Annotated in this window: 17 protein-coding genes and 4 pseudogenes; 4 read left to right on the top strand and 17 right to left on the bottom strand. The window is 33.2% G+C overall.

Annotated elements, in window-relative coordinates:
* Positions 1–33: 33 nt before the first annotated feature.
* The gene (locus tag ACU8YW_RS29155) at positions 34–405 is read right to left on the bottom strand and encodes an ArpU family phage packaging/lysis transcriptional regulator (RefSeq protein ID WP_426934664.1); all 372 of its coding nucleotides are present in this window, start codon (positions 403–405) and stop codon (positions 34–36) included.
* Between the two features lie 138 nt (positions 406–543).
* Complete coding sequence (locus tag ACU8YW_RS29150; protein WP_426934663.1) at positions 544–1,173, bottom strand: Holliday junction resolvase RecU; 630 nt, start codon at positions 1,171–1,173, stop codon at positions 544–546.
* Between the two features lie 129 nt (positions 1,174–1,302).
* Here ACU8YW_RS29150 and ACU8YW_RS29145 point away from each other — a divergent pair, with 129 nt between their 5' ends.
* On the top strand, positions 1,303–1,599 hold the full coding sequence (locus ACU8YW_RS29145) for a hypothetical protein (RefSeq protein WP_426934662.1): 297 nt from the start codon (positions 1,303–1,305) through the stop codon (positions 1,597–1,599).
* Positions 1,600–1,979: 380 nt separating this feature from the next.
* Entirely contained in the window at positions 1,980–2,144 is a 165-nt protein-coding gene (locus tag ACU8YW_RS29140; RefSeq protein ID WP_088123255.1) for a hypothetical protein, read from the top strand.
* Between the two features lie 1,072 nt (positions 2,145–3,216).
* Here the strand turns inward: ACU8YW_RS29140 and ACU8YW_RS29135 are convergent.
* From ACU8YW_RS29135 to ACU8YW_RS29115, 5 genes and pseudogenes are all read right to left on the bottom strand, one after another.
* Positions 3,217–3,411, bottom strand: coding sequence for a hypothetical protein (locus ACU8YW_RS29135; protein WP_426934661.1), 195 nt, complete (start codon positions 3,409–3,411; stop codon positions 3,217–3,219).
* A 93-nt stretch (positions 3,412–3,504) separates the two neighbouring features.
* On the bottom strand, positions 3,505–3,846 hold the full coding sequence (locus ACU8YW_RS29130; protein WP_330939196.1) for a DUF4257 domain-containing protein: 342 nt from the start codon (positions 3,844–3,846) through the stop codon (positions 3,505–3,507).
* A 306-nt stretch (positions 3,847–4,152) separates the two neighbouring features.
* Entirely contained in the window at positions 4,153–4,506 is a 354-nt protein-coding gene (locus ACU8YW_RS29125) for a hypothetical protein (RefSeq protein ID WP_306008713.1), read from the bottom strand.
* A 72-nt stretch (positions 4,507–4,578) separates the two neighbouring features.
* A complete protein-coding gene (locus ACU8YW_RS29120; protein WP_088062789.1) occupies positions 4,579–4,764 on the bottom strand; it encodes a hypothetical protein in 186 nt (61 codons plus the stop codon).
* Between the two features lie 21 nt (positions 4,765–4,785).
* Positions 4,786–5,306: pseudogene (locus ACU8YW_RS29115) on the bottom strand (peptide ABC transporter ATP-binding protein).
* Between the two features lie 269 nt (positions 5,307–5,575).
* Here ACU8YW_RS29115 and lepB point away from each other — a divergent pair.
* A pseudogene (gene lepB, locus ACU8YW_RS29110) lies at positions 5,576–6,129 on the top strand (signal peptidase I).
* Positions 6,130–6,254: 125 nt separating this feature from the next.
* On the opposite strand, the gene ACU8YW_RS29105 reads toward lepB, so the two are convergent.
* The 8 genes and pseudogenes from ACU8YW_RS29105 to ACU8YW_RS29070 form a co-directional block, all read right to left on the bottom strand.
* A complete protein-coding gene (locus ACU8YW_RS29105) occupies positions 6,255–8,378 on the bottom strand; it encodes an adhesin (RefSeq protein WP_426934660.1) in 2,124 nt (707 codons plus the stop codon).
* Between the two features lie 20 nt (positions 8,379–8,398).
* Complete coding sequence (locus ACU8YW_RS29100; RefSeq protein ID WP_446894136.1) at positions 8,399–10,096, bottom strand: hypothetical protein; 1,698 nt, start codon at positions 10,094–10,096, stop codon at positions 8,399–8,401.
* 700 nt (positions 10,097–10,796) lie between these two features.
* A complete protein-coding gene (locus ACU8YW_RS29095; protein ID WP_426934658.1) occupies positions 10,797–11,768 on the bottom strand; it encodes a sigma-70 family RNA polymerase sigma factor in 972 nt (323 codons plus the stop codon).
* Between the two features lie 22 nt (positions 11,769–11,790).
* Positions 11,791–12,021, bottom strand: a complete 231-nt coding sequence (locus tag ACU8YW_RS29090; protein WP_353841944.1) for a hypothetical protein — start codon at positions 12,019–12,021, stop codon at positions 11,791–11,793.
* 334 nt (positions 12,022–12,355) lie between these two features.
* On the bottom strand, positions 12,356–13,477 hold the full coding sequence (gene tnpB, locus ACU8YW_RS29085; RefSeq protein ID WP_426934657.1) for an IS200/IS605 family element RNA-guided endonuclease TnpB: 1,122 nt from the start codon (positions 13,475–13,477) through the stop codon (positions 12,356–12,358).
* Positions 13,478–13,759: 282 nt separating this feature from the next.
* Positions 13,760–14,128 (bottom strand): annotated as a pseudogene (locus ACU8YW_RS29080) (DUF3854 domain-containing protein); the annotation flags it as partial.
* A 103-nt stretch (positions 14,129–14,231) separates the two neighbouring features.
* The gene (ltrA, locus tag ACU8YW_RS29075) at positions 14,232–16,109 is read right to left on the bottom strand and encodes a group II intron reverse transcriptase/maturase (RefSeq protein WP_426934656.1); all 1,878 of its coding nucleotides are present in this window, start codon (positions 16,107–16,109) and stop codon (positions 14,232–14,234) included.
* A 739-nt stretch (positions 16,110–16,848) separates the two neighbouring features.
* Positions 16,849–17,832, bottom strand: a pseudogene (locus tag ACU8YW_RS29070) (DNA primase); the annotation flags it as partial.
* 2,875 nt (positions 17,833–20,707) lie between these two features.
* Between ACU8YW_RS29070 and ACU8YW_RS29065 the strand changes: the two are divergent.
* Complete coding sequence (locus tag ACU8YW_RS29065) at positions 20,708–21,457, top strand: MerR family transcriptional regulator (protein ID WP_064472957.1); 750 nt, start codon at positions 20,708–20,710, stop codon at positions 21,455–21,457.
* Between the two features lie 25 nt (positions 21,458–21,482).
* On the opposite strand, the gene ACU8YW_RS29060 is transcribed toward ACU8YW_RS29065, so the two are convergent.
* The gene (locus tag ACU8YW_RS29060) at positions 21,483–22,931 is read right to left on the bottom strand and encodes an FtsZ/tubulin family protein (protein ID WP_064472956.1); all 1,449 of its coding nucleotides are present in this window, start codon (positions 22,929–22,931) and stop codon (positions 21,483–21,485) included.
* Positions 22,931–23,365 carry a hypothetical protein gene (locus tag ACU8YW_RS29055; protein WP_064472955.1) on the bottom strand — a complete coding sequence of 145 codons (435 nt, stop codon included), beginning with the start codon at positions 23,363–23,365 and terminating at the stop codon, positions 22,931–22,933. The genes ACU8YW_RS29060 and ACU8YW_RS29055 overlap by 1 nt, the downstream gene beginning before the upstream one ends.
* Between the last annotated feature and the right edge of the window lie 464 nt (positions 23,366–23,829).

Genomic DNA, 23,829 nt, shown 5'->3' with positions numbered 1-23,829 from the left:
TCCCCCAAAAAGTTCGCGTTTTGTTCGCGCTTCTTAGATTATTCCCAGCGCTGTAGCAATCAACTTAACCCCACTCTGCTTCTTCTCATAGAAGTATGTCTTCTTGGGTAATAGATCGTGATAAACATCTGAATCCTTTACTCTCTCATTTGTCAGGAACTTTCGTTCTACAATATTACGCTCATCCTCATCTAATAAGTTATTAAGTGCCTTTTCAACCTGCTGCACCTTCCATTTACTCATATTCCTTGAATTACGTAACTCAGGAAACAAACTGTTCCCTTCTTTCTCCACGTCATTGCAGAATCGCATCTTGAGTGCTCTGTATTCCTTTAATACGCTTACTACGTCCTTTTGTACTTTCTTATCATCGATATCCGGTGACAAAGTCAATTGTCTCTCCAAGTTGGAATCCTCCTATTTCAAATTTCGGTTTTTATATTCACATCAGGTACGTGAAATTTTATTGTCAAACTACTGAATAAGGGCATGATGACTACAATACAGCCCCCACCACACTGTTAGCCATTGTTCCGCTATCCATTAAGCCTTTTTTAATTTACGTTTCTTGTTATTCATCTTCTCTTTTGCTGCTTCAATGTTATTCGCTACCCTTGTATGGTCCTGATCAAATTGAATCATGCCATCTATTACCGGTGTAAATCCTTGCTCATCGATGTATTGTAAATAATCAATCGGCGCTCGTTCTGTCTGATCTACTAAGTATCCATAAATACCAAAGTCTGCTCTCGGTATAGACTTCTTCCCCTTCGGTTGATGAGACATCCTTACATAAGATTGAATGACTGATAGTGGTATCACGAATACCGACTTGTCCTTGCTAAACTCAATAAGGAAGAAACAAATCGCTCCCATCTTCTCTGCTTTCTCCAGGTAATCTAGTTGATGCTGTGTAATATTCTTTAAATCAAAACGTGTAGCATTCTCTGTAGATTTCGCTTCAAACGCAATAGCTCGTCCCTTATAAACGCCATCATAGTCCACTGTACTTTTAGCTTCATAGAATCTATTTAATACACGGCCACCTTTACTCTTTAACACCTTTACAGGAGTCGGACGCTTGTTTATAAGCGCCACTCCACCTCTTTGATACATTTCGTTCGCTAGATTGATAAGCATTTCAAATGCCATTCCACGGTTTCCTAGTCCCATTGTTATTCCTCTCTTTCTATTCAAAGAATTATTTTGTTAAAAAATTCATTTCGATTTATAACCGCTATCTTTTTCTTTAATTTCCCAGTAAAATTAAATGGAAATATTTTAATAACATAGGAGGAAGCAATGAAGCATAACATCAATCTATGGTCCTTTATATGCTCTTTGATTTGCGTTGGACTATTCCGTTTATATTTTGACATTCCACTTGAACTATTCAAATTTTCCACGAATTCATTACACATTCACCCTTTATTTATATTACTAGTTTTAGCAATAGGAACTTTTTTTGCTGGCATTATAGGATTTTCTAAGATGAATAATTGGATTGCGATGCTTAGGAGTGTAGCAACAGTCTTACTAACATTGTTATTATCAGTGTTTTTAACACTAACTTTGATTGTGGGCTATGCATTAAGTTAAACGTAGTTTCTTGTTAATAAAACTCAATATTCCGTCAATAATATAGATGACATTAGATTTTTCTCCTTGTTCCCCCTTGGAGATGAGCAGTTAGTTTTTGCTAACTGCTCTTATATTTATAACAAAGATAAGATTCTTTAGAATGATTCTTCTTTATTTCTCAATATAAGGAGCCTTGGATTTTCATTAACACTCCTGTAGTATATAAACAAAGAGTAAGGTAAGAGTTACTCTTTGCCATTTTAGGAAAGGTTCTGTTGGAGACAACAGGACCTTTTTTCGTAAAGAGATGGTTTTGTTTAATTTTTCACCACTAACCACAAAAAATATCTTGCAATCGTTATATACTGAATTAAATCAATAGATTAGGAGTAGATCAAATGCCAGTTACACTAGAACTTATTCTTTTCATTCTTATAGCAATTAGTGCTGTTGGCTATTTAATAAAAGAATTTCAAAAAACTAGGAAAAGAACACTTGGAATTTCAATAGAATTTTGGGTTCTTTTCTGGTCAATATGGAGAATATCGGCTATCATAATCTAATTTGTAAAATATAATCTCTCTTGATTAAAACTCAATATTCCGTCAATACTGTAGATGACATTAGATTTTCTCCTTGTTCCCCCTTGGAGAACCGAGTAGTTAGCTTTTGCTAGCTGCTCTTTGATTGTAAAAAGCACTCAATTAACTGGGCATACATATAATATTCTGTGTTCCTTTCTCTATATATTGAAATAGTCTTTACAAATGGATAATCTCGTCACGAGAGCACTTTATTAAGTGCTCTTTTTAGGTTTTAAACTAATAAAAAATGAAATATTTACCATGAAGGTAATTATTAAATATTTTACGCTTATACATTATAATGGGATAGTTATTGTGTATTGGCATTAAGAGGAGCGTCCTGATTAAGCGCTTCTCTTTTTTTATAAAATAGCTCCAAATTACTTGGACACATTTACCAGTTCATTCAACACAAATATCATGTTAAAATCCCTTGTGAATACGACATAACTCAACTTGGTGAAGCCCTGTAATATTTCCTGTGGGGCTTCTTTTTTTACAAGCAGTTATTTAATTACGCTGACTACCTTGATGTACAAAATAACGATTTTGTTCACTTTTTTGATACATTTATGAAACATTCATATGTTATCTTCAGTAAGTTCTATTTCCTTTATAAGATAGATAGTTATTATATTTTTAAAGTGAGAATTAAAACTTTATTAACTTTATATATGTATTACTTAATTATTAACTACTCTTTTTATCTCCTCTACACTCACTGAAGTTGCTTCCGCTATGATTTCAACTGAAACACCTAAATTGAAAAAGTTTTGGATTAAATGAACTCTTTCTTGTTCTCTTGCTTTTTGATCGACCTCGAATAATTGTTGTAATCAAAGACATTTATAATATTCTTTCAAAATGAAGGTATACACATTGCCTCTTACCCCTTTGGACAACTCGCTATAGATATTAATAATGAAAATTCATCAGCAATCTCACTTATTTAATCTTTCGTTTTATAAAGAGAAAATGTTTTTATATTTATAAGATAAAAAGAGGTTGATGGATTAATTCTCCACCAGCCTCTTTTTATCTTGCTATTCAATTAGAAGCTAACCGTCGCTGCTTCCTCTCCTGAATTAATCATTCGTTGTTCAATCTTTTCTAGCAGTTCCTTTATCTTATCTGAATAAAGTTTAACTGCTTTTTTAGATTGAGCATTCTTAAGCTCTTCTGTCCATTCTGCTAAATCTTTCTTTTCTTGATCATCTAGATAATCAAAAATTTCCTTTCGAGACATCGGGCTCACCTCAACTCAACTCTCTTAATTTGGCCGTTACATAACCAAATCTCCTCATCTCTCTATTTCTATTTATACCAGATTACTCCTCTTTTATTCCTTATTCTTTTTTTCGAGTTCGTTCAATTTCTTTGAAATCGACTGAATCTCGTCGGTTTTTACTTGTTCCGTTGCCAGGCGATTGTGCAGCAGGAAGGCTTGCCCTGAAATCCCAGCAAGAATACTCACCTTAAGAATATCCATCATTGTTTCAGGATTAAACATTGCAACACCAACAAGTGAAGCAATACTTCCTACGAACATCTCTCCCAAGAAACCCGGGTGAAATGCAAGCTTGTTCTTACGAGGCAACAAAAACTTTTTATTTGTAATGTAATGACTAGCCAAACCTGAGACCATACCAGCCACAACTGACACAATTACTGTAACCAACATAATATGCACCCCTTTTGGAAAAACTTTTAACATTGCAGCAGCAGTTTCTAATTAATAATTAGTTCTTATGACATAGCATCACCCCTTTCAGGCAAAAACAAATAACCTTCCAGGAAAATGAATTGTTTACACAATGAAATAAAGTAACATAAAGTTCCTTTTTGTGTAATTTCATTAACCCGAAAGGTTATAAATAGTTAGTGATATAAAAATAGAAAAAGAAAAAAATGCAACTAAATTATATCACATTGAAGTTTGTTTTATCTTTAAATTCAGAAAATTCATTTTGTTATTTAACTTCTCAAGTTAACAAATCAAATTCTTTGATATCTTTACACTTTCTAATAATTCTAAAGCCTGATGGTTATTTAATTTTTTCAATCTCCCATCAATTATGCTGTAGATTACACTACAATTTTGATGAATATAGAATTCCAATATCTCAAATGCTACTTTTTTATTCTCTTCATTTTCATAGTTGTATAAGTTTATTATTCTAGTTCCTGTCTCACGTACTAACCACAATACCTTACGCTTAAATAAGAAATAATAATATGGGACCATTAAATCCGCCACATCTGATTCCCGATTATTCATTTCTAACAAAGAATTCGAGAATTCTTTGTTATTAAAGACGGCCACTTTTTTTATTATTTTCATACTCGATATATTCACCTTTCTTAGAAAATAAAAAAGACAAGGAATTAATCCTCATCTTTTTCATAACTACAGTTAATTTTTCTCTTCATATTCAATTACCATAACCAAAAGCGGTTGGCCTTGTTCACGTTCTATGAATCCGCTTGGTGTTATTTTTCCAACTATTTTTCCATGCTTAGCACAATACTTCAAAAAACCATTCACTTCTTCATCAATTCTTAATGCATCAGCAATAACAGTTCTGATTTGTAATAACATAGTAAATCCCCCGATATTTTCTTATTTTAAATATGTAATCTCAGAAACTCGAAATCCATTTATTTCTGGTACATATTTAAATTCCAGAATTAAGCCGTTTTGTTTTACCAAAAACAATCCTTTTTTGACTTTTGTAATAGTTCTTGGTTTTTCATAATTAAATAGACTTGGTTTACTTTTATAAGTAACTTTGTAATTCTTATTTGTACTAAAATAATCTGATGTAAATTCATCAGCTAATTCTACAGTTGTTACATGATTTCCTAAAAACATTTCTAGTTCTCTTTTTTTTGATAAATAGTTAAGTGGCCATTCTTATCAATATCATCAAATATTAATTTGAATTGCCCTCCTAAGTCGTTAATCACATTTTGTGATAATTCATCTTCAAACAAATAATCGTATTGAATTTTTTCTTTCAAATCTTCTACTTTGATTGGTGTTAACGCTTCTGTTTGAGGTTCATCCTTTATAAAGGTGTTATAAAAAACAAACATCATAGCTAAAACGCCTAACATTAAAAATAATCTCTTAATCTTCATAAAGTCTTCATCCTTTCACATTGTGATGTTCTCCAAAAAATGCAAAAAAGCCCTTTTCGGAGTTGTATTTAAAAAGAAAGTAAAAGTAAATAACTTAAACTATCTTTGAAAATCGAAACCCCGAAAGGGCTATAGTAGTTATAGATATAAAAAATCGAAATTTAAAAAAGGTATACTTAATTTTAACAAATTACACCTACAAAAACAACCATATTCAGAATATTTAATTCATTAAATATTCGTTATGATGAATATTATAAACCTTCAGAATGGAATTTGATCTTAAATTGAAAAAACGTCTAATTTCTGTTTTTCCAATATCAATCTTTATAATTGGTATTACCTTGCTTTTACTAAGACAGTTCGTTTTTTTTCCATATAAGGTTTCTGGGGTTTCTATGGGAAACTCCTTATTCAATAATGATAAGGTTTTAATTAATCACTTCATCCATTCAATAGAAGCTCTGCAAAGATTTGATATAGTTGTTGTTAATTCCCCCCTAGAAAACACTTCTAATAATAAAACAATTATAAAAAGAGTAATTGGTTTACCTGAAGATACAATAGAAATAAATCAAAACAGCTTTATATAAATGGACTTGTGGTAAAAGATCTATACTCAAAAGGTAAGACAGCTGATTTTTCATTAAAAAGTATTTACGGTTTCGATAGGGTTCCGAATGATACAATTTTTGTATTAGGAGATAATCGTGAGGAAAGTTTAGATAGGAGATTTAAAGAAATAGGCTTTATACCTTTGAATAATATAGAAGGCAAGGCGGTTCTACGCTATAAGCCATTCAATAGACTTGGGAAGTTTTAAGAAAATAGTATAAATCCATTACAAGATAAAATAATAGAATTTTCCGTATATTAATTAATAAAAAAAGAATCCCTACTAGTAGTTGAGATTCTTTACTTTTACCATATTATCATTTTGGTAAAAACCTATTTAGCTACATCATTAGAATTTGCTGCAAGTAATCCATTACCTTGTTCTTTAAATGTTGTTTCAGCTGTTTTTTGCTCTGGCTTTTCTTTCTCAAGAACTACCACATTTACTGTTGCAGTTGAGCTGTTTCCTGCCTTATCGGTTGCCGTTACTTGAACTGATATTGCGCCTGGCTTACTTGTATCATATGCTCCTACTGTTACTAATGGATTTGAATCTTTATTATCTTTTACATTCACTAAACTTCCTGGACTTAATTTATCTCCCACATGTACGGTTACACCTTGTTTCGCTGTTATTACTGGTGCTTCCGTATCCTTCTCTTCTTCCTTTTCTACTACTTTTACTGTTACCGTTGCAGTTGAGCTGTTACCCGCATTATCAGCTGCCGTTACTTGAACTGATATTGTACCTGGCTTACTTGTATCATATGCTCCTACTGTTACTACTGGATTTGGGTCTATATTATCTTTTACTTCTACTAAATCTCCTACATTTAGACTATCCCCTACATGTACTGTCACACTTTGCTTCGCTGTAATTACTGGGGCTTCTGTATCTTTTTCCTCTTCTTTTTCTACTACTTTAACGGTTACTGTTGTACTTGAGCTATTTCCTGATGCATCTGTTGCTGTTACTGTTACTTGAATTTCCCCTATCTTACTTGTATCGTACGCTCCCACTGTTATTACTTTGTTTGGATCTTTATTATCTTTTACTTCTACTAAATCTCCTGCATTTAAGCTATCTCCTACCTGTACAGTTACACCTTGTTTTGCTGTAATTACTGGTGCTTCTGTATCTTTTTCCTCTTCTTTTTCTACTACTTTGACGGTTACCGTTGTACTTGAGCTATTTCCTGATGCATCTGTTGCTGTTACTGTTACTTGAATTTCTCCTGCCTTACTTGTGTCGTACGCTCCTACTGTTACTACTGGGTTTGGATCTTTATTATCTCTTACGTCTACCAAATCACCTGCATTTAAGCTATCTCCTACATAAACGGTTACACCTTGTTTCGCTGTAATTACTGGTGCTTCTGTATCCTTTTCTTCCTCTTTTTCTACTACGCTGACGGTTACTGTTGTACTTGAGCTATTTCCTGATGCATCTGTTGCCGTTACTGTTACTTGAATTGCCCCTGCTTTACTTGTATCGTACGCTCCCACTGTTACTACTGGGTTTGGATCTTTATTATCTTTTACTTCTACTAAATCTCCTGCATTTAAACTATCTCCTACATAAACAGTTACACCTTGTTTCGCTGTAATTACTGGTGCCACTGTATCCTTTTCTGGTTTTGTTGTACCACCATCGTTACCATCTCCGCCTGTTGGTGGTTTTGTACCGCCTCCACCATCATTACCATCTCCGCCCGTTGGTGGTTTTGTACCGCCCCCACCATCGTTACCATCTCCGCCCGTTGGTGGTTTTGTACCGCCTCCACCATCATTACCATCTCCGCCTGTTGGTGGTTTTGTACCGCCTCCATTATTACCTTCACCACCTGTTGGTGGTTTCACTTCCCCACCACTAGTGTCACCCGAAGTAGGTGGCTTTTTATCATTATTAATTGGAGGTATTGAGTTATCTGCAATAGCCACACCATCATTAATATTTAGATCGCCACCAAATACAAAGTTCTTACTATCCTTATTATCCGAGACAGAAGGATTGTTTGTTGCTGATGCTATTGAAGTATTTAAATCTGAAAAACGATTATTTGATTTATCACCGTCAATAACTGAGGCTAAGTTTCGATCTGAGTTTATAGCTGCGGTTGCAATTGAATCTGTTAAGTCATCAAATTTCTTTTTGGTTTTGTTATTTTCAATGATACCGGCTAAATTTTGGTCAGAGCTACGTTTTGCATTATCAATGATTTCATCAAAATCATTAGTATTTAGATTTTCAGTCGGTTCATTCTTACTTTCTTCTTTTTTCTCATCTTTTTTCTTTTCTTTTTCACTATCCTTTTTCTTTTTAGATACTGATGCTGTTTTAGTGCTCTTCTTTTCAGAAGAAAACAGTGAGCAGCCTGTAACTACCCCAACACTTAAGGTAGTTACAGTAGTCGTAAGTAACACTTTCTTTAAAATTTTCGAATAATCTAAAGGCACAATTAATTCCTCCCTATTACCTAACCTGCACTTATAGTTGCTACAGAAGTAGCAGAACTATTAGGTGTAGAATTATTAATTTTTTCGAGTAAATCTTTATTTCCAACCTTTTGAGCAAACTTTTTAGCTTCCTCGGATTTATTTAATTTCAAATAACTATTAACAATAATTCCTTCTCTTCTGCCATCTAGTGGCACTTGATCTCTTAATTTGATAACTTCTTCATGCTTGTTATCTAATGCAGCAATTTCAAAATTAATTAGTGGATTTTGTGTTTTTAATTCTTTTACTTTTTTCAAATTATCTACAGCTATATAATATGAAACTACTGATTCTGCAAAATCTTGTTCTAAGTCAATTGCCTTCTGTGCTTTACCACTTAATAGATACGTAAATAAAACCGCCTTTTTATCTTCTTTTCCTAATTTTTTATAATCGACTTTATCAAATTTCAAGGCAGCATCTTGATATTTTTGAACTGCAGATAACCTTAACCCATTTATTAGATTCGCATTAACTTCCAAACTATTTACATTATTTGCAGATGCAGCCTGTGAATTTTTCATATTGCTAAAGGCAAAACCTGCTACTACTAATAAAACAATTGATGCGACTCCTATAATAGCGTACTTATATTTTTTCATATTATTTAAGATTCCTTTTTTATCGATTGCGACTTTCTCTTCTTGTTCAAATTTAGTTTCATTTGGTTGATTTCTTTCATTATTTAAATTAATTTCATCACTTTCGGGTTCGCTTTTAGCCACAACTATTTTTTGTCTCTTTTGTGCATCTTTTATTTTCTTTTCTTCCTCTAGTCTTCTTTTTCTTACTTCCTCAAGTTTTTTCTCTTCTTCCTTCCGTTTTGCTTCTGCCTGTTTCCTTGCTTCTTCCTCTGCTTTTCTACGCGCTTCCGCTTCTGCTCGTTTTCTTGCTTCTTCCTCCGCTTTTCTACGCGCTTCCGCTTCTTCACGCTTCCTTGCTTCTTCCTCTGCTTTTCTACGCGCTTCTACTTCTTCACGTTCCCTTGCTTCTTCCTCTGCCTTTCTACGGGCTTCTACTTCTTCACGTCCCCTTGCTTCTTCCTCTGCCTTTCTACGGGCTTCTACTTCTTCACGTTCCCTTGCTTCTTCCTCTGCTTTTCTACGGGCTTCTACTTCTGCCTGTTTTCTTGCTTCTTCCTCCGCTTTTCTACGCGCTTCCGCTTCTTCACGCTTCCTTGCTTCTTCCTCTGCTTTTCTACGCGCTTCCGCTTCTTCACGCTTCCTTGCTTCTTCCTCTGCTTTTCTACGCGCTTCCGCTTCTTCACGCTTCCTTGCTTCTTCCTCTGCTTTTCTACGCGCTTCTACTTCTGCCTGTTTTCTTGCTTCTTCTTCTGCTTTTCTACGGGATTCCGCTTCTTCACGTTCCCTTGCTTCTTCCTCTGTTTCTTCTATTTTTAAATCATTTTCAGAAGTGCCTGCCTGTTTTTGAATTGTAGTAATCCAATCAAGAGCTGGGTTACTATTTGAAGATTCATTTTTAGGTAAATTTACATTTACACTTTCTTCACGTTGGTTCTGCGGTTGTTCTGAATGCTCTTGTTGTATTTGCTCACTTACTGGATCTCTATAGACATCCTCATATCGTTCTTCTTCCTCTGCTAGTAATCGCTCTCGTCGTTCTTTTTCTTGTCTAATCCTTTCTTTAATTACGTTTCTTTTTTTATTATTTTGCATATAACAACAATGGCCTCCTTTCTATCAGTACCTCATTAATGAGAGTAATTAAATTATTTATCCTTCATAATTAATCATGAGATATTTCTACAGAAAAACTAAGGAAAATTAGAGAGAATATTATTTTTTTAAGCATGATAAATAAAAAAAGGATAAATAGGTAGCACCCATTTATCCTTTTTTATTTACCATCTATTGAGTTTATCGTTTTCCGCCAGAAAACTCCTTCCTTAAAATGTGAGAGTATGAAACACCAATTTTAGGCGGGAGATGAATGTCGGTTGGCATAAGCCAACATGTTTACTACCATATACTTGTACAGATTGCTCTTTGAAAACTGAAGATATGAGGTTGGTTGCAGAAAAATGTTGCAACCAACCTCATATCTTCAACGTTCTTGCGCCCCACGTTTGCCGAAGTTGCGAAAACCAAGCTAAAGTAGGAAACGTGGTGAGTCAACGTACAAGATACTTATGTTTTCACTGTAGGGACTACGGGCAGAGCATGCTAAGATAACCAGTGGATACATCGGTGTTCGCAGGAATCTCCCACTTCAAACAGTCCGTAAGGACGTTAAGTGGTGATTAGTTAGAAGTACATGTTATACCCTTAATACATCAATTTGTTTCCAACTTTTAGATAGAAAAAGATACAACACGCTCTTTATACTGTATATTCCGATAAATATGAATATATATTTTTATCCCATATTAAGTTCATCCATTACTTTCAACTTTTCATGTAGTAGATTAAAAATTTCATCTTTATAGTCACATTTCTTCAATTTTTTAATTGCTTCATCCTTTATTTGTGACACTCTTTCAGTTGTTATCATAAGTGCTTTTGCAATTTCTTTATGCAAATATACTTTACCATCTAGAAGACCAAAACATAGATTTAGTACCATCTTTTGCTTTGGGTTTAATACTTCATCAAATATTAACCATATCTCGTAATTTAAGTCCTCAATTACCATCTCATTTGTTGACGGAATTGCTGAACTATCATCATAGAATGGATTTAATATACCTATATCTTCATTTATTGTATCTACATCCAAAGTCATAGTAGTAGCTCGCTTATAATATACGTTGTGCTTAATGACTGTTTCGCTAGTTACATTTAACTCTTTTGCTACTTCTTCCACTGAAGGGGTTCTGTTGTACATTTGTAGATATTTATCTTCTAACTCGACATATCTTAAATTAAATTGATTCACATAATTAGGGATTTTAAAGGGGCCAGACTTTTTTTTACATATAATTCCTAACATGCTTTTTTGTATCCACCAAAAAGCGTACGTGGAAAAGCAATAACCTAAAGCCGGATTAAAATCTTCCATTGCCCGTAACATTCCTTCATTACCCTCTTGAATCAGATCATCAAACTCTATATCAGGGTGCTTGTTTTTGTACTTTCTTGCAATAGATAATACTAGTCCTACATTCACATGAAACAAATAATCACGTAGATCCTTTTCACCATGTTTGTACCGCTGAAATAATTTTAAACTTTCTTGTTTTGATAGTACCTTATAATTCCCAATTTCCTTAATTTCAAAAGTGTTCTCTTCTAGATTTGCCATTGGCTTAATACTTCTTGCAGTAGAACCTTGTGTTATAGTTTTATTTAATGACTCATCGCGATTCAAGCTGCTATATGATTCGTTCATACCTATTCCTCCCTTCTCATTTTTAACGAATTGTTTCTAAAAACATTTTTGTCTCCTTTTGTACGTTACTAATCAACTTACAATTCCTTGCGCATGTATTGGCCACTTCTTTATGTGCTTTCGTTTTTCTCAATTCTATATAAGTATCGCATCCTTTGCAGATGCTACTAATACCCTCCATTATTTCTAATTGTCTTCTTCTTTCATATAAAAACTGCTCTTTCGTTTTCTTCTCGTTTACTCGTCTCTCCATTTGTTTCACCTCGTATACATGAATAGTATTATTTAGTAATTAAAAACTACTATTGATATTACATAGATACGAAACTCCGCCCTAAAATTCTTCCAAATTTATCCTGTATGTATATGATATAGGATTATAAAAAAATGTAAAATAAATTATTCTAAAAATTTTAAAAAATTACTGAGGTATTAAAATATCTATCATTCCCTTATGATTAAACTAATTATATTTATATAAATCTTGATGACTATCAAGAACACGTTTGAACTACCCCCACTTTTACTTCGTTTAGAAGTGAAAGTGGGGGATTCCTAAGTAAAGAGTTCTATCGAACTCTAATTGATTAGGCTAACCCCGCAGTCCTTGCGGTTAGAAGCCTTATCGCTTCATTCTTTAGATTGATACTTGCGTTAATATCCCTATCATGGTGTGTACGACAAGAAGGACAGTCCCATTCACGTAGGTTTAAATTTTTAACGTCTTTATTTTGATATCCACAACAAGAACATAATTGGCTGGAAGGAAATGTTTTCGATACGACAATGACTTGTTTGCCATACCATTTTGCTTTATATTCCAACATAGTTCGAAATTGTGACCAAGATACCTCACTAATTGCTTTTGCTAACTTATGATTCTTTAACATATTCGATACTTGCAAATCCTCTATACCGATAACATCGTGGTTTTTGATGACTTCAGTTGAGATTTTATCCAAGTAATCTTTTCTAGCATTTGATATGTATTCATGAATTCTAGCTACCTTGACTCGTTGTTTATTCCAGCGAGAAGATCCTTTCATTCTTCTAGAAAGAACACGCTGTGCTTTCGCCAACTTATCTTCCAATGATCGGAAAAACTTCGGATTTTTATAGGGTTTTCCATCTGACAAAATAGCGAAATCTTTTAGTCCTACATCTATTCCAATGTAAGAATGTGTTTTCGGAAGTTCTTGTAATTCTGTTTCAACTAATAGTGACACAAAATATCTGCCAGAAGGGTTTCGTCTAACAGTCGCATTTACAATACGTCCCTCTACTTCGCGACTTTTGGCAAATCGAACAAGGCCTAGTTTCGGCAACTTTATTTTGTTCCCTACAACGGCAATATTTTCATTTGTTTGTTTTGTGGTGTAAGATTGAACGTTGTTCTTCTTAGATTTAAAGCGCGGTGCGCTGTTTTGTTTTTTTAAAAAGCGTGTATAAGCCTCGGCAAGGTTGCGAACAGACGACTGAATCGCAATACTATCCACTTCTTTTAGCCAAACAAACTCTTTCTTCATGGCAGGGAGTTTGGCAGAGCATGTACCATAGGTCAAGCCTTTTCCAGTCTCTTTGTATACGTGATCCCATAAGGATAGGAAATGATTGAATACAAAGCGAGAACAACCAATCGTTTTGTTGATTAGAATTTCTTGTGCTTGATTTGGATAGATACGAAACTTATAGGCTTTATTGATTATCATTTCATTCACCTCCATTTCGGTATATACCTATCATATACCGAACGTACATTTGATAGGTAGCGAAGTAACACTTTCTGTATGTCGAACAATTAAGATGGCTTCCTGCCATCCCTTGTCCGAAGCCAATTCATCTCCCACCTACTCACTTCTCGTTCTTTGAGGAAGGATTCTTCTTGGCTAAAATGATAAAAATCACTCATTCTAGTTATACTATAAAAAAGTAATTAATCATTTATATCCCCTATTAATATGTTTTTTAACTTATTTCAATTAAAATAGCGTTTATCTCACTTTCTCTATTGCTGGAATATAATCGTTTAACAGTAAATCATCTAGCCCCTTTCCAAGAGTAATATCCCAACTTGCATAATTAATACTTATCCCTTCTTGATACAGCGTTTGGGCACATTCTAATAACGACCGCTGAACATCTGAATTTGTAATCATATCCATATCTAAAGCGAACGTCGCCTGTTTAACTCCCATTTTTTTCAATGGTTCAATTAATATTCTCCATACTTTAACCCCTGGTATTGATACAACTGTGGTACCATACATTACTTTTTCCTCATTTGTTAGAAGCTCGTCTAAATTTTCTGCAGCAATATCAGATAGTGATAGGTAAGACTTTGAAATAATCTCCATCTTTTCCCCCACTCAAAACCGTACGTGCGATTTTCACCGCATACGGCTTGCCATCGGTAATCTGTTCTTATGGACAATGAGCCACCTCGCGATAGTCATTGTAATACCCTTAACTTTTAATATTTTTCCTCAGCTTTTCAATTAACCTAACTCTTTTAGCGTTCCCTTCGATAGCTTGCTTGTTATGCACGAGTTTGTGGCATTCTGTACAAAGCGAGATTAAATTATTAACCTTATTGACTTCATTTAGGGGTAATTTGGGATTTTTATGATGGCAGTTTCCTTTTCCATATAAGAAACATCCACATGCCCTACACTTCCCTTTGTCCCTGTTATACGCATAATCCTTATTCATGATGAACTCGAAATTAGTCATTATCCTGTTTTTATCTTTATGGGCTATATAAAGTTCGTCAGCTTTGTATATTGTTGGTCTACATAGTGGAAGTGTCTTTTCCATCCTTTGCGCATATAATTTTCTACCTTCAGCGGTAAAAGGCGTCATTTCTTGGTTGAAATTTCTGGAGTATTGCACTGGCGTTATCGCACATTTAGTAGCACCTATTTTAATGTTATCTATTTCAATGGCGAAAGTTTTCCAATTATACTTCTCATGTCTTACTCTCCTATTACCAACTGTATTTAGTGGTACATAGTGGTTTTCCATGAGTGTAGTGTTTTTCTCATATTTGAAATACGATTTAAACGACTTCAGCATTCCCCAGAATATTTTGTTGTCAATTTTGCTAAGAGTTTTCTTACTAATCCCTTTGTTGAAATAGTTACTAATGCCAACTAACTTTTCATTGATTTTTTCAATATTTGTGGCAAACCATTCATCATTTGGGCTATATCTTAACTTTTTGACGTAGCTTTTAATTTCTTTTATCGCCTTATTAACTGCTTTCATGTTCGGATAAAGTAACGGAGCATATTTGTTCTCTTTTGTTAAACCGAATCTCATATCATACGATAAGAATGTAACCGGTCTGACACGAAGGTCAGTTATAAGAGTTTTCTCCGTAGACAATTCAAGTTTCATCTTGTGTTTTAGGTATTTCTGTGCTTTACTAAGAAGTCTCCTAGCATTACTCTCGCTTGTTGTAAGAATTACCCAATCATCAGCGTATCTAACTAAGTAAGTAGGTTCGTGACCATCCTTTTTAAGTTTCTGATAGGCTGCTCTTCGTGTTTGGTATCTATCGGTATAAGGATGAAATTCATACTCCTTAGCAATAAACCAATCAAATCCGTTTAGATAAATGTTTGCTAGCAGCGGGCTAATTATGCCTCCTTGTGGAGTACCTTTAGTCGTTTTGTGGAATTGTCCATTTTCGACATATCCCGCTTTCAATATTTTTTTAATTATTGCTAACAGCCTTTTATCTTTTATTCCCATATTCCACATAATTTCAATTAGCTTGTTATGGTTAATATTATCGAAATACCCCTTTATGTCACCTTCTACAACCCAAAAAGTCTTACTTCTACGTGCCACATCCCTCATTCTTGCTAGAGCGTGTTCAGTACTTCTATATGGTCTAAATCCGTAACTATGATTGTAGAATTTGGCTTCTGCAATAGGTTCAATAAACATTCTAACTAATTCTTGTATAATACGGTCAATCATGGTTGGAATGCCTAGTGGGCGCATTTGGGATTTATCATTGGTTTTGCTATTGCCTTTAGGAATATAAATTCGTTTGACAGGCTTAGGTTCATAATTTTCTATATGACTACTAATAAGTTTGATCAGTTCGTCTTTATCCATTTGTAAGTAATCATCGATCGTTTTACCATCTACGCCTGCCGTTTTGCTTCCTTGATTGCTCTTGATTTTATGAATCGCGGTTTTTATAACTTCTTCATTAGTAAACATTTCTGCAATACCAAAAAAGTGACCGCCTTCTTTCGCTACCAAGTGCATTTCATCTATTAATTTCGTTAGGTCATGTTCTGATTTAATCAACCGTCTTTGTACCTTCAATGAATCACCTACTTCATTCTGAAAATTGAAGTGTTGGTTATCATGAATTAGCTGTTTACTCGGATAAACCTTGTCTGGACGTTGATAAGTTAAGTAGTATTAGATTATCGACTGGTGTCCTTCGCTCCCGTTGGTTTTTCCTCTATGCTACACTTCGGAAGAATCCTTATAGTAACGTCATTGAGCCAACGATTAACACTACTATGACACCTCTGCCAGCTACGTGCTTCATTTGGACTGTAATCCATCCATCACATAGCTTTCAAACGTTCCATTTACTCTATCCCTTCTTTTACGTACCCTTAGATGCCCACTCTCTGCCGGTAAATCTATTGGATTTAATGAACAATTGTTTCCATAGCAAACTACCATTTCAAGTAGTTTGAGTATTCCGCTATAAAATAGAGCAGATACCATTTACATTCCGTCCTTTTCAGGACTAGGCAGTCACGACAGTTCATACATGGGTTCGTTTCCTCATCATAGGTCGTTTTTAAGGACTACCGCATTACTTTCACCGTGACACAAGGTTTTAGGTTACTTGAATTACGACTTCCCCGAGCTTCATACCGTATAATTTACAGCTTATACCGCATGTTGGAGTATTATAGACACGAAATTTGTTCATTCATCGTGATTAGGAATTTCACCTAATAATTCGAGTAAATAGTTAGATATATTCACCGAATATATCCCCACATTTCCTGCATTACGCAGTTATAGTGGAACGTTTCGCACACTTTAGACCGCCTTCTGAAATCCATACATTATCCTTTTTTATTAATTCTCCACGTTCCCAATTTTTCAGCTCCCGACTAGGTACTGCTACATGTATTGGCAATGGGTTCCCAACCCCTGCTCCATGAAATCTCCCACCTGAGCTTATCCAAATATATTTACTTTCTAACTTTAATTGTACTTCACCTAATTTTTCACCTTCATAATTAATTTCATACCATTCTTTAACATCGATTTTACCTTTAAATATAGGCTCTATCTTCCCATTGATTTTATAGGTCACCTCTATAGCATTGGGTTGCTCAATAACTTCTGCCTTAAAGCTTGGTTTATGATTTTTTACAACTGTCATATATTCAGGATTATCAATTCTACATTGAAAACCGCATATCTGATTATATATATTTCTCTGAGGTATTAATAAAGAATCTCTCCTTCCTGCAAACGTGAAATATCTTCCATCCTTTGTTTCATTTGCATAAAATCCTGGAATTCCAACAATATAGCTTGTTTTCCCCCCTACTTTTTTTATTAGCTCTTTCGTAGTATCCCAAGGTTTAAGAGGAAAACTTTTGTAATTTCTAACATTTATAACTTCTCTTGTAATCCTGCGTTTTGATCCCCTTAACATTTTAATATGCTCATCTCGCACGTCTAGAAATTCTAGGAATAAAGTGTAAATAATATCAAGGGTGTAATCATTTTTCTTCCTATGTTCCTTAATCATCTGATCTTGAGAAAAGTCATATCCCCTTTTTTGATCTTCAGCTACTATATGTAAATAGCCTGCTTCCCCGAATTTTGTTTCTGATGAAATTCGTCCGCATATTATTTTGGTTTCAGAATCATTAACCATGCACCATCCTTGCTTACCACATATAGGGCATGTTGTTCTATAATATTCAAACCATCTCTCATTACGCCCCTTATTCATGCTTCTCACTGGTCTTAATACTCTACTTGCTGCTAACCTTTCAATTGACATCACATATCTCCTTTTTCCTTAATCAAATAAAAAAGCCCTTTGGGATACGGAGGTTAAATACCACACAAACGTGTAATTTAATCCGTAACCCGAAGGGCTTTATGTAATCACTAGAAAATAAAAAAATTTACAAGCTATAATAAGAATATACTAAAAATTCTCAATTTAATCAAATAATCTCCAGATTTTATTAAACTCCACACCATAATTATACATGAGCATCTCACTCCTTAACCCCTTTTGGGCTCTTTGAAGCGAGAACTTCTTCAGAATCAGATGCTATTTTAGCAATCTATATTTACCAAGCTATAAGGATCCCCGTTATTAACGGTTCATTAATGTTTCTCTGCTGAATTTTTTTGATACAGTATATTCCCTACTAACCAATTAATTGCGCTATTAAACGCATTACTGTTTACCATAATGTATTTTTTGTAAACAATCATATAATTATCAATCTCATGTCAATATCCACAGAAAATCAATACATCTTCTCCACATTTGACATTGACATATCAAGTGAGATTAACATGTTAAATGAAGCGTGCCAACTTTATCACTAGTATTCACCGATTAACATTAACAAGCAGATACTTATCAAAAATGTTTATACCTATCTAAACTTCAAGATCTATATTAGTTGAACATTAGTCCATTGAAACAGATTTTACGGAAGTATGTTAATTAATAAACTAGCATTGAAAATATTTCAATGCTAGTAAGATATAAAAAGAAACAACATAAAACTATCAATCTCATGTTGATATCGCTGAAAAGATAACTGATTTTTATCCCATGTTTGTTATTAACATGTTAACTAAGATTAACATGTTAAGTGATTATTTTCTTTTGTTATCAACATCATTCCAATTAAGGTTGACATGACATTAACAATATGGTGTTAAAAAGAAGAAATGTTTATTTATTTCAAGATTTCAAAGTCTATATCGGCTGGATTTTGTCTTCTGTGGTAGTTTTCTCTAAGTGAATCTAGTGTCAATTCATCCTAGAAAATGTTTCGACACTATCAAAACATAGCTAAAAATTCAATTGAGTAATAAATGATGACAGCAATTCAATGATTTTCATCCTTTATTTATCATTGACATATAGTTAAAAAACAACACATAGAAAGGAATACTATCTGTATTGTTAATCTTATATCAACAATTTGTATTTAACATTAATATAACATTAACAATTAAGTAGTTGAAATACGCAAAAATACAGATCTCGAAGACCCAAGATCTATATTGGTTAAAAATTTATCTACCACAACAGATTTCTATCGAAATATCAAAAAACACTCTAAAAGTACTATAATCGTGATAAGGAACTAACAAAAATTCCATATAATTGATAGTTTCTTATTAGTAACACCCAAAAAATCAATAGTTTTCCCTTTATTTATCATTAACATGTAACCTGAGATTGACATGTTAAGTACCTATTTTCTTTTGTTATCAATATTATTCTAATTGATATCGATATAACATTAACAATAAGGCGTCCAAAAAGAAGAAGTTTTTATGGTCTTCCAGATTTCAAAATCTATATTGGTGAAAATTTTCTTCTGTGGTGGTTTGTTCGAAGTGAATCTAGTGATGATCTATCCTAGAAAATGTTTTCACACTATCAAAAAACAGTTAAAATCTAATCGCAATAATAAATGACGACAGCAATTCAATGTTTTTCATCCTTTGTTTATCATTGACATATAGTCTATACAGTTAAGCGTAGAGAGAAATGCTATCTAAATTGTTAATGTTATATCAACAATTTTCGTTTAACGTTAATATGACATTAACAATTAAAAAGTTGAAGCGCGCATAGAAGCAGATCTGAGGATTTCAAAATCTGCATTAGTTAAAAATTTATCTGCCACAACAGATTTCTATCGAAATATCAAAAAACACTCTAAAAGTACTATAGTTATAGCAAGAACTTCATACAATCAATAGTTTCTTATTAGCGTCAAAAAAATAACAGTTTTCTCTTTATTTATCATTGATATATAACCTGAGATTGACATGTTAATAGAGTTTGTTGTCCGTTAATACTAGTGTCATAACAATTTATCATTAACGCGTATTGACATAACATTAACAATTGTTGATTCTAACGTTGAGAATATACATACAAATAGAGTTTTAGATTCTATATCTATTAAGAGACCTTTTTTATAGCAAAATCCCCTGGATAAGTCGGGAGGATATCATTCTTGAAGGCATTTTGATAGTAGCCAAAAATAATAAATCGCTTTTTATTACTTCCGATCTAAAAGTAGCAATTGTATGAATCAATTTTGATTATATAGAGATCCCTTGTAAAGGGCGGTGCCTCCTATAAAAAATGAGTTTATATTAAAGTAACTCAATAACCTTCATGTGCATTCTAAAGACCTACTGAAGCCAATAAACTATTCATTTCTTAGCTTTCTACTACCGATTATCATAAATTATAATAAATATAGCCCTTTCTTTATTATTAGTATGGGCTTTTTGTTCTACATTTATACATACTTTTTAGCTTTTAAGTCTTTAAGTTTAATGCTATATCCTTATAATTTATTTACAAATCACTAATATTTTCTTATCATTAATATATTGTAGACTAATTTGTTAATTTCATAGCAACAATAATCATTAATAACTAACGGATTATCAACAGGACATTAACAATAGTTAATTCAAAAGCTGATTTATCAACTTCATGTTAACAAGTGATGCTTTATATATCAATGACACATTCCATGTGAATGTCAATCAACAAAGGTATTGAGGTTTATATCGCCGAAAGATACTTAACATGTTAATCTCATTTTATATGTTAATTACATTTTGCTATGGCCATTATATTTCAAGGAGGTATAACGATGATTGAACAAGATAACAAAAATACAACTGAACATATGGAGTCCAATAATACAAACTCTAGTCATGAAGATACTTTTGAAAAAGCTTGGCGAATAACAGAGTTTTCTAAATTAGTAGGTCGACATCATAACACTGTATACAATTGGTTCAATATCCTAGAAGAAAAGGGGTTACACGGAACATTAAGAACCAATAATACAAACGAAAAGTTATATAACACACTGGATTTAGACATAGCTTTATTTATCAAACTAAAAAGGGATGAAAAGTGGTCGCTAGATGCAATTATTGAGCTTTTACCACATCAATTTGAACTAAGACCTGTTTCTCCAGAAAATCAAACCAGTGAAGTCTCATCCCAATTAAACATGCAGGAAGCTGCAGCGACTATTGAAAAAATAGTAGAACAAAAAATTCAAATGCATTTACAAAACATTGAATTAGAGTATCAAGGAAAGTTCGAAGATGCTATACGTGCGGTGCTACCTGAACCAGAAGACCCTGAGAGGTTAAAAGAGCGCCAAAGACAAGAAAGACTAGATAATATAATTATTCAACATAGAGCGCGTACAGAGTTAAGAAAACAAGCTGAAAAAGAATGGAATACACAGCCAGAAGAAACTCGTATTAAAAAAGTGGGTTGGTTTAAAAAAGAGGAAGATCTTGCGAGAAAACAACTTTTCATAGAAAGCTATATTGATGAGAACATGATTGAATACATGCAAAATGTAATGAAAACAGAAAAATAAGCCTGGAAAATTCCAGGCTTATTTTTTATTTTGTTCCGAACATCTTATCAGGATCCATAAATGCCGCTAATTCTTCATCATTTAGCTTTTGCGGTTCTTCATCTTTCTCTGGTTCTAATTCAAAGTAATCACCAAAGTTAATATTGAAATCATCGTCCGAGTCTTGCGCTTCAATAGTAGTAATTTGAGACTTTGTATATTGAATTTGACTTTGTTTTTCCTTAAATTCATTATATTCTTCTACTAATCCTTTAGATAATCGAGATGGTAGTGCATCTGTCTTATAGAAAGTATACACGCTACCCATAAAGTCATTTTTACTAACTAAATAACCATTAAAAACAGTTCCATTGATTGGTAGTTTATTTGTTACTTCTACTTTTGCATCATCCATAAATGAATCATCAAGGTTCTTCTGTTCATCTAAAATTGCTAACATCCCAAAATGATGTACCTTTGATGCCTCTAAATCTCCATTTTCATTTGTCTTCATCAGGTCAATAGGGTGATGGAATGAGCTTCCTTTCAATGATTCTGAGAACATATCTACAATTTCTTTACTGTTTTCAATTTGATTCATATTACGTGAAACCTTATTAATTACTAAACAACCTGTTCTTTCTAGTAAAATTCGTTTAAAGTCCTGAGAATCTAGAATTACTGATGTTCCTGAACCGTTTGCAGCTGTATTTAACTCATGAATAATATCTCCAATACGCTGATTTGCATAGTCTCGTGAGTTTCCGATGCCTTTTTTCTCATTCTCGTTTAATCCCTTAAACTCATCATAGAAATGTTGGTTATCTGCAAATACAACAAATGCAACGCCTTTCGCTGGATCATTAGCTAACTTCCAAATTTCTTGTGAAAATTTATTCACCTGTCTTAGTACATCCGGCCCATCTGCTCTAACTGGAAGTGTAACCACAATACCCATTTTAATAAAATCTTTACGTTCAATTGCATTATTGAAAGCAATTCTTGCATACTTTTGTTGATTTTTGATTAATTCTTCTCTAGGAATTTTCATTGCCATACTTTTCAGTTCTTCAGCAATTACAGGTTTATTATGAAAAGCAGTGAATTCTTCAATTGCTTGAATAATTGTAGATGTACCTGTACCACCACCTAAACCTGCAAAAAATAGCACTAACTCATCAGTTGGTCTGACACGTTCCGTTATAAATTCTTTTAGTTTATCCTTAGCTTCTTCATTAGATTCTAACACCTTTACAGCACGCTCAGGATTCTTACCCAAACCACCTAATTTTAGTGAAACTTGGTTGCTTTTTGGCACGTTTTTCAGTTCTGCTAAATCCCCATCATTACTATTCAATGCTAGGCAATTATAAACTGCTGTACCGTCTGTATGCTTATACTCAGCAAACTTATCTACCATTCTAGTTCCAGCTTGACCAAAACCAACCATAGTCATTTTCACTGCTACTTCGTTTTTCAGAAAGTTTTTTGCCATTATTTTATCTCTCCCTTATTCTCATTACTTTTTTTACGTTTGCTTAATTCAACTAATACTTGCTGCCCCCTAATAGTTGAAATTAAAAACTTATACGGATGCATAATTTTTTCTGTTATTAATGACATTGAAGCTAAAGTAGCAACACTACCTTCCGCTGATCTTCTTGAAATGTTAGTTCTTTCAAGTTCTAATGAATAGGATTTACCCTTAGGTTTCTTTACTCTCCTATCAATAACAACACTTTCTACTATCTCATTTATTGAAATACCTCTCATATATTTTGTTTCTTGGTATTGTTTGTTTACTTGAGATCCTATGTAATGAAATACATTGTAGAGTATTTCGTCTTCTTCAATAATGTCTGCAAACATTTCCACAACTTCTTCAGTAAATTTGTTTTGTTTATATTTTTCACTTAATACCTCGTTCAAGTTGTTCCCCCCTTAAAACGTTGGTTAATTATTCCTAAAAATATATTACATCATTGCAAGACGTATATCAAGTCATTATATATAAGACTTATATCGAGTTGTTATATATAAGGCTTATATAGATTCACAAAATGTAAAATTGAACTAATGTCTTATATACCAACAACAATTATATAAGACGTACATGAAAGTCGTTTATATAAGCAGTGAACAAAACATGTTAATATCAGGTTTCATATAACTAACAATAACTATTAAATTATAAATATGGGTGCAGTATTTATGTATATTTGTATCTAGAATTATAATTCCGACATATAATACTTCTAAAATAACATTCTATTATCATGGCCATTAGATTTACACGTCTTATATATACGAACTACATATAAGGTGTGTATAAAAACACTTATCATTAAAGGCTTTATATACTTTCATATTAATTTCATGTCAATAAAATATTA

The organism is Bacillus pretiosus (genome assembly GCF_052947655.1).
The sequence above is the reverse complement of the archived record's forward strand: the minus strand, read 5'-3'. Positions and strand labels throughout refer to the sequence as shown.

Bases quoted from the DNA above. Each gene is read 5' to 3' on its own strand.
- ACU8YW_RS29150 (WP_426934663.1), bottom strand. From the start codon at position 1,173: ATGGGACTAGGAAACCGTGGAATGGCATTTGAAATGCTTATCAATCTA.
- ACU8YW_RS29140 (WP_088123255.1), top strand. From the start codon at position 1,980: ATGCCAGTTACACTAGAACTTATTCTTTTCATTCTTATAGCAATTAGT.
- ACU8YW_RS29095 (WP_426934658.1), bottom strand. From the start codon at position 11,768: ATGAACGAATCATATAGCAGCTTGAATCGCGATGAGTCATTAAATAAA.
- ACU8YW_RS29100 (WP_446894136.1), bottom strand. From the start codon at position 10,096: ATGCAAAATAATAAAAAAAGAAACGTAATTAAAGAAAGGATTAGACAA.
- ACU8YW_RS29090 (WP_353841944.1), bottom strand. From the start codon at position 12,021: ATGGAGAGACGAGTAAACGAGAAGAAAACGAAAGAGCAGTTTTTATAT.
- ACU8YW_RS29120 (WP_088062789.1), bottom strand. From the start codon at position 4,764: ATGTTATTACAAATCAGAACTGTTATTGCTGATGCATTAAGAATTGAT.
- ACU8YW_RS29135 (WP_426934661.1), bottom strand. From the start codon at position 3,411: ATGTCTCGAAAGGAAATTTTTGATTATCTAGATGATCAAGAAAAGAAA.
- ACU8YW_RS29125 (WP_306008713.1), bottom strand. From the start codon at position 4,506: ATGAAAATAATAAAAAAAGTGGCCGTCTTTAATAACAAAGAATTCTCG.
- ACU8YW_RS29145 (WP_426934662.1), top strand. From the start codon at position 1,303: ATGAAGCATAACATCAATCTATGGTCCTTTATATGCTCTTTGATTTGC.
- ACU8YW_RS29060 (WP_064472956.1), bottom strand. From the start codon at position 22,931: ATGGCAAAAAACTTTCTGAAAAACGAAGTAGCAGTGAAAATGACTATG.
- ACU8YW_RS29065 (WP_064472957.1), top strand. From the start codon at position 20,708: ATGATTGAACAAGATAACAAAAATACAACTGAACATATGGAGTCCAAT.
- ACU8YW_RS29130 (WP_330939196.1), bottom strand. From the start codon at position 3,846: ATGTTGGTTACAGTAATTGTGTCAGTTGTGGCTGGTATGGTCTCAGGT.
- tnpB (WP_426934657.1), bottom strand. From the start codon at position 13,477: ATGATAATCAATAAAGCCTATAAGTTTCGTATCTATCCAAATCAAGCA.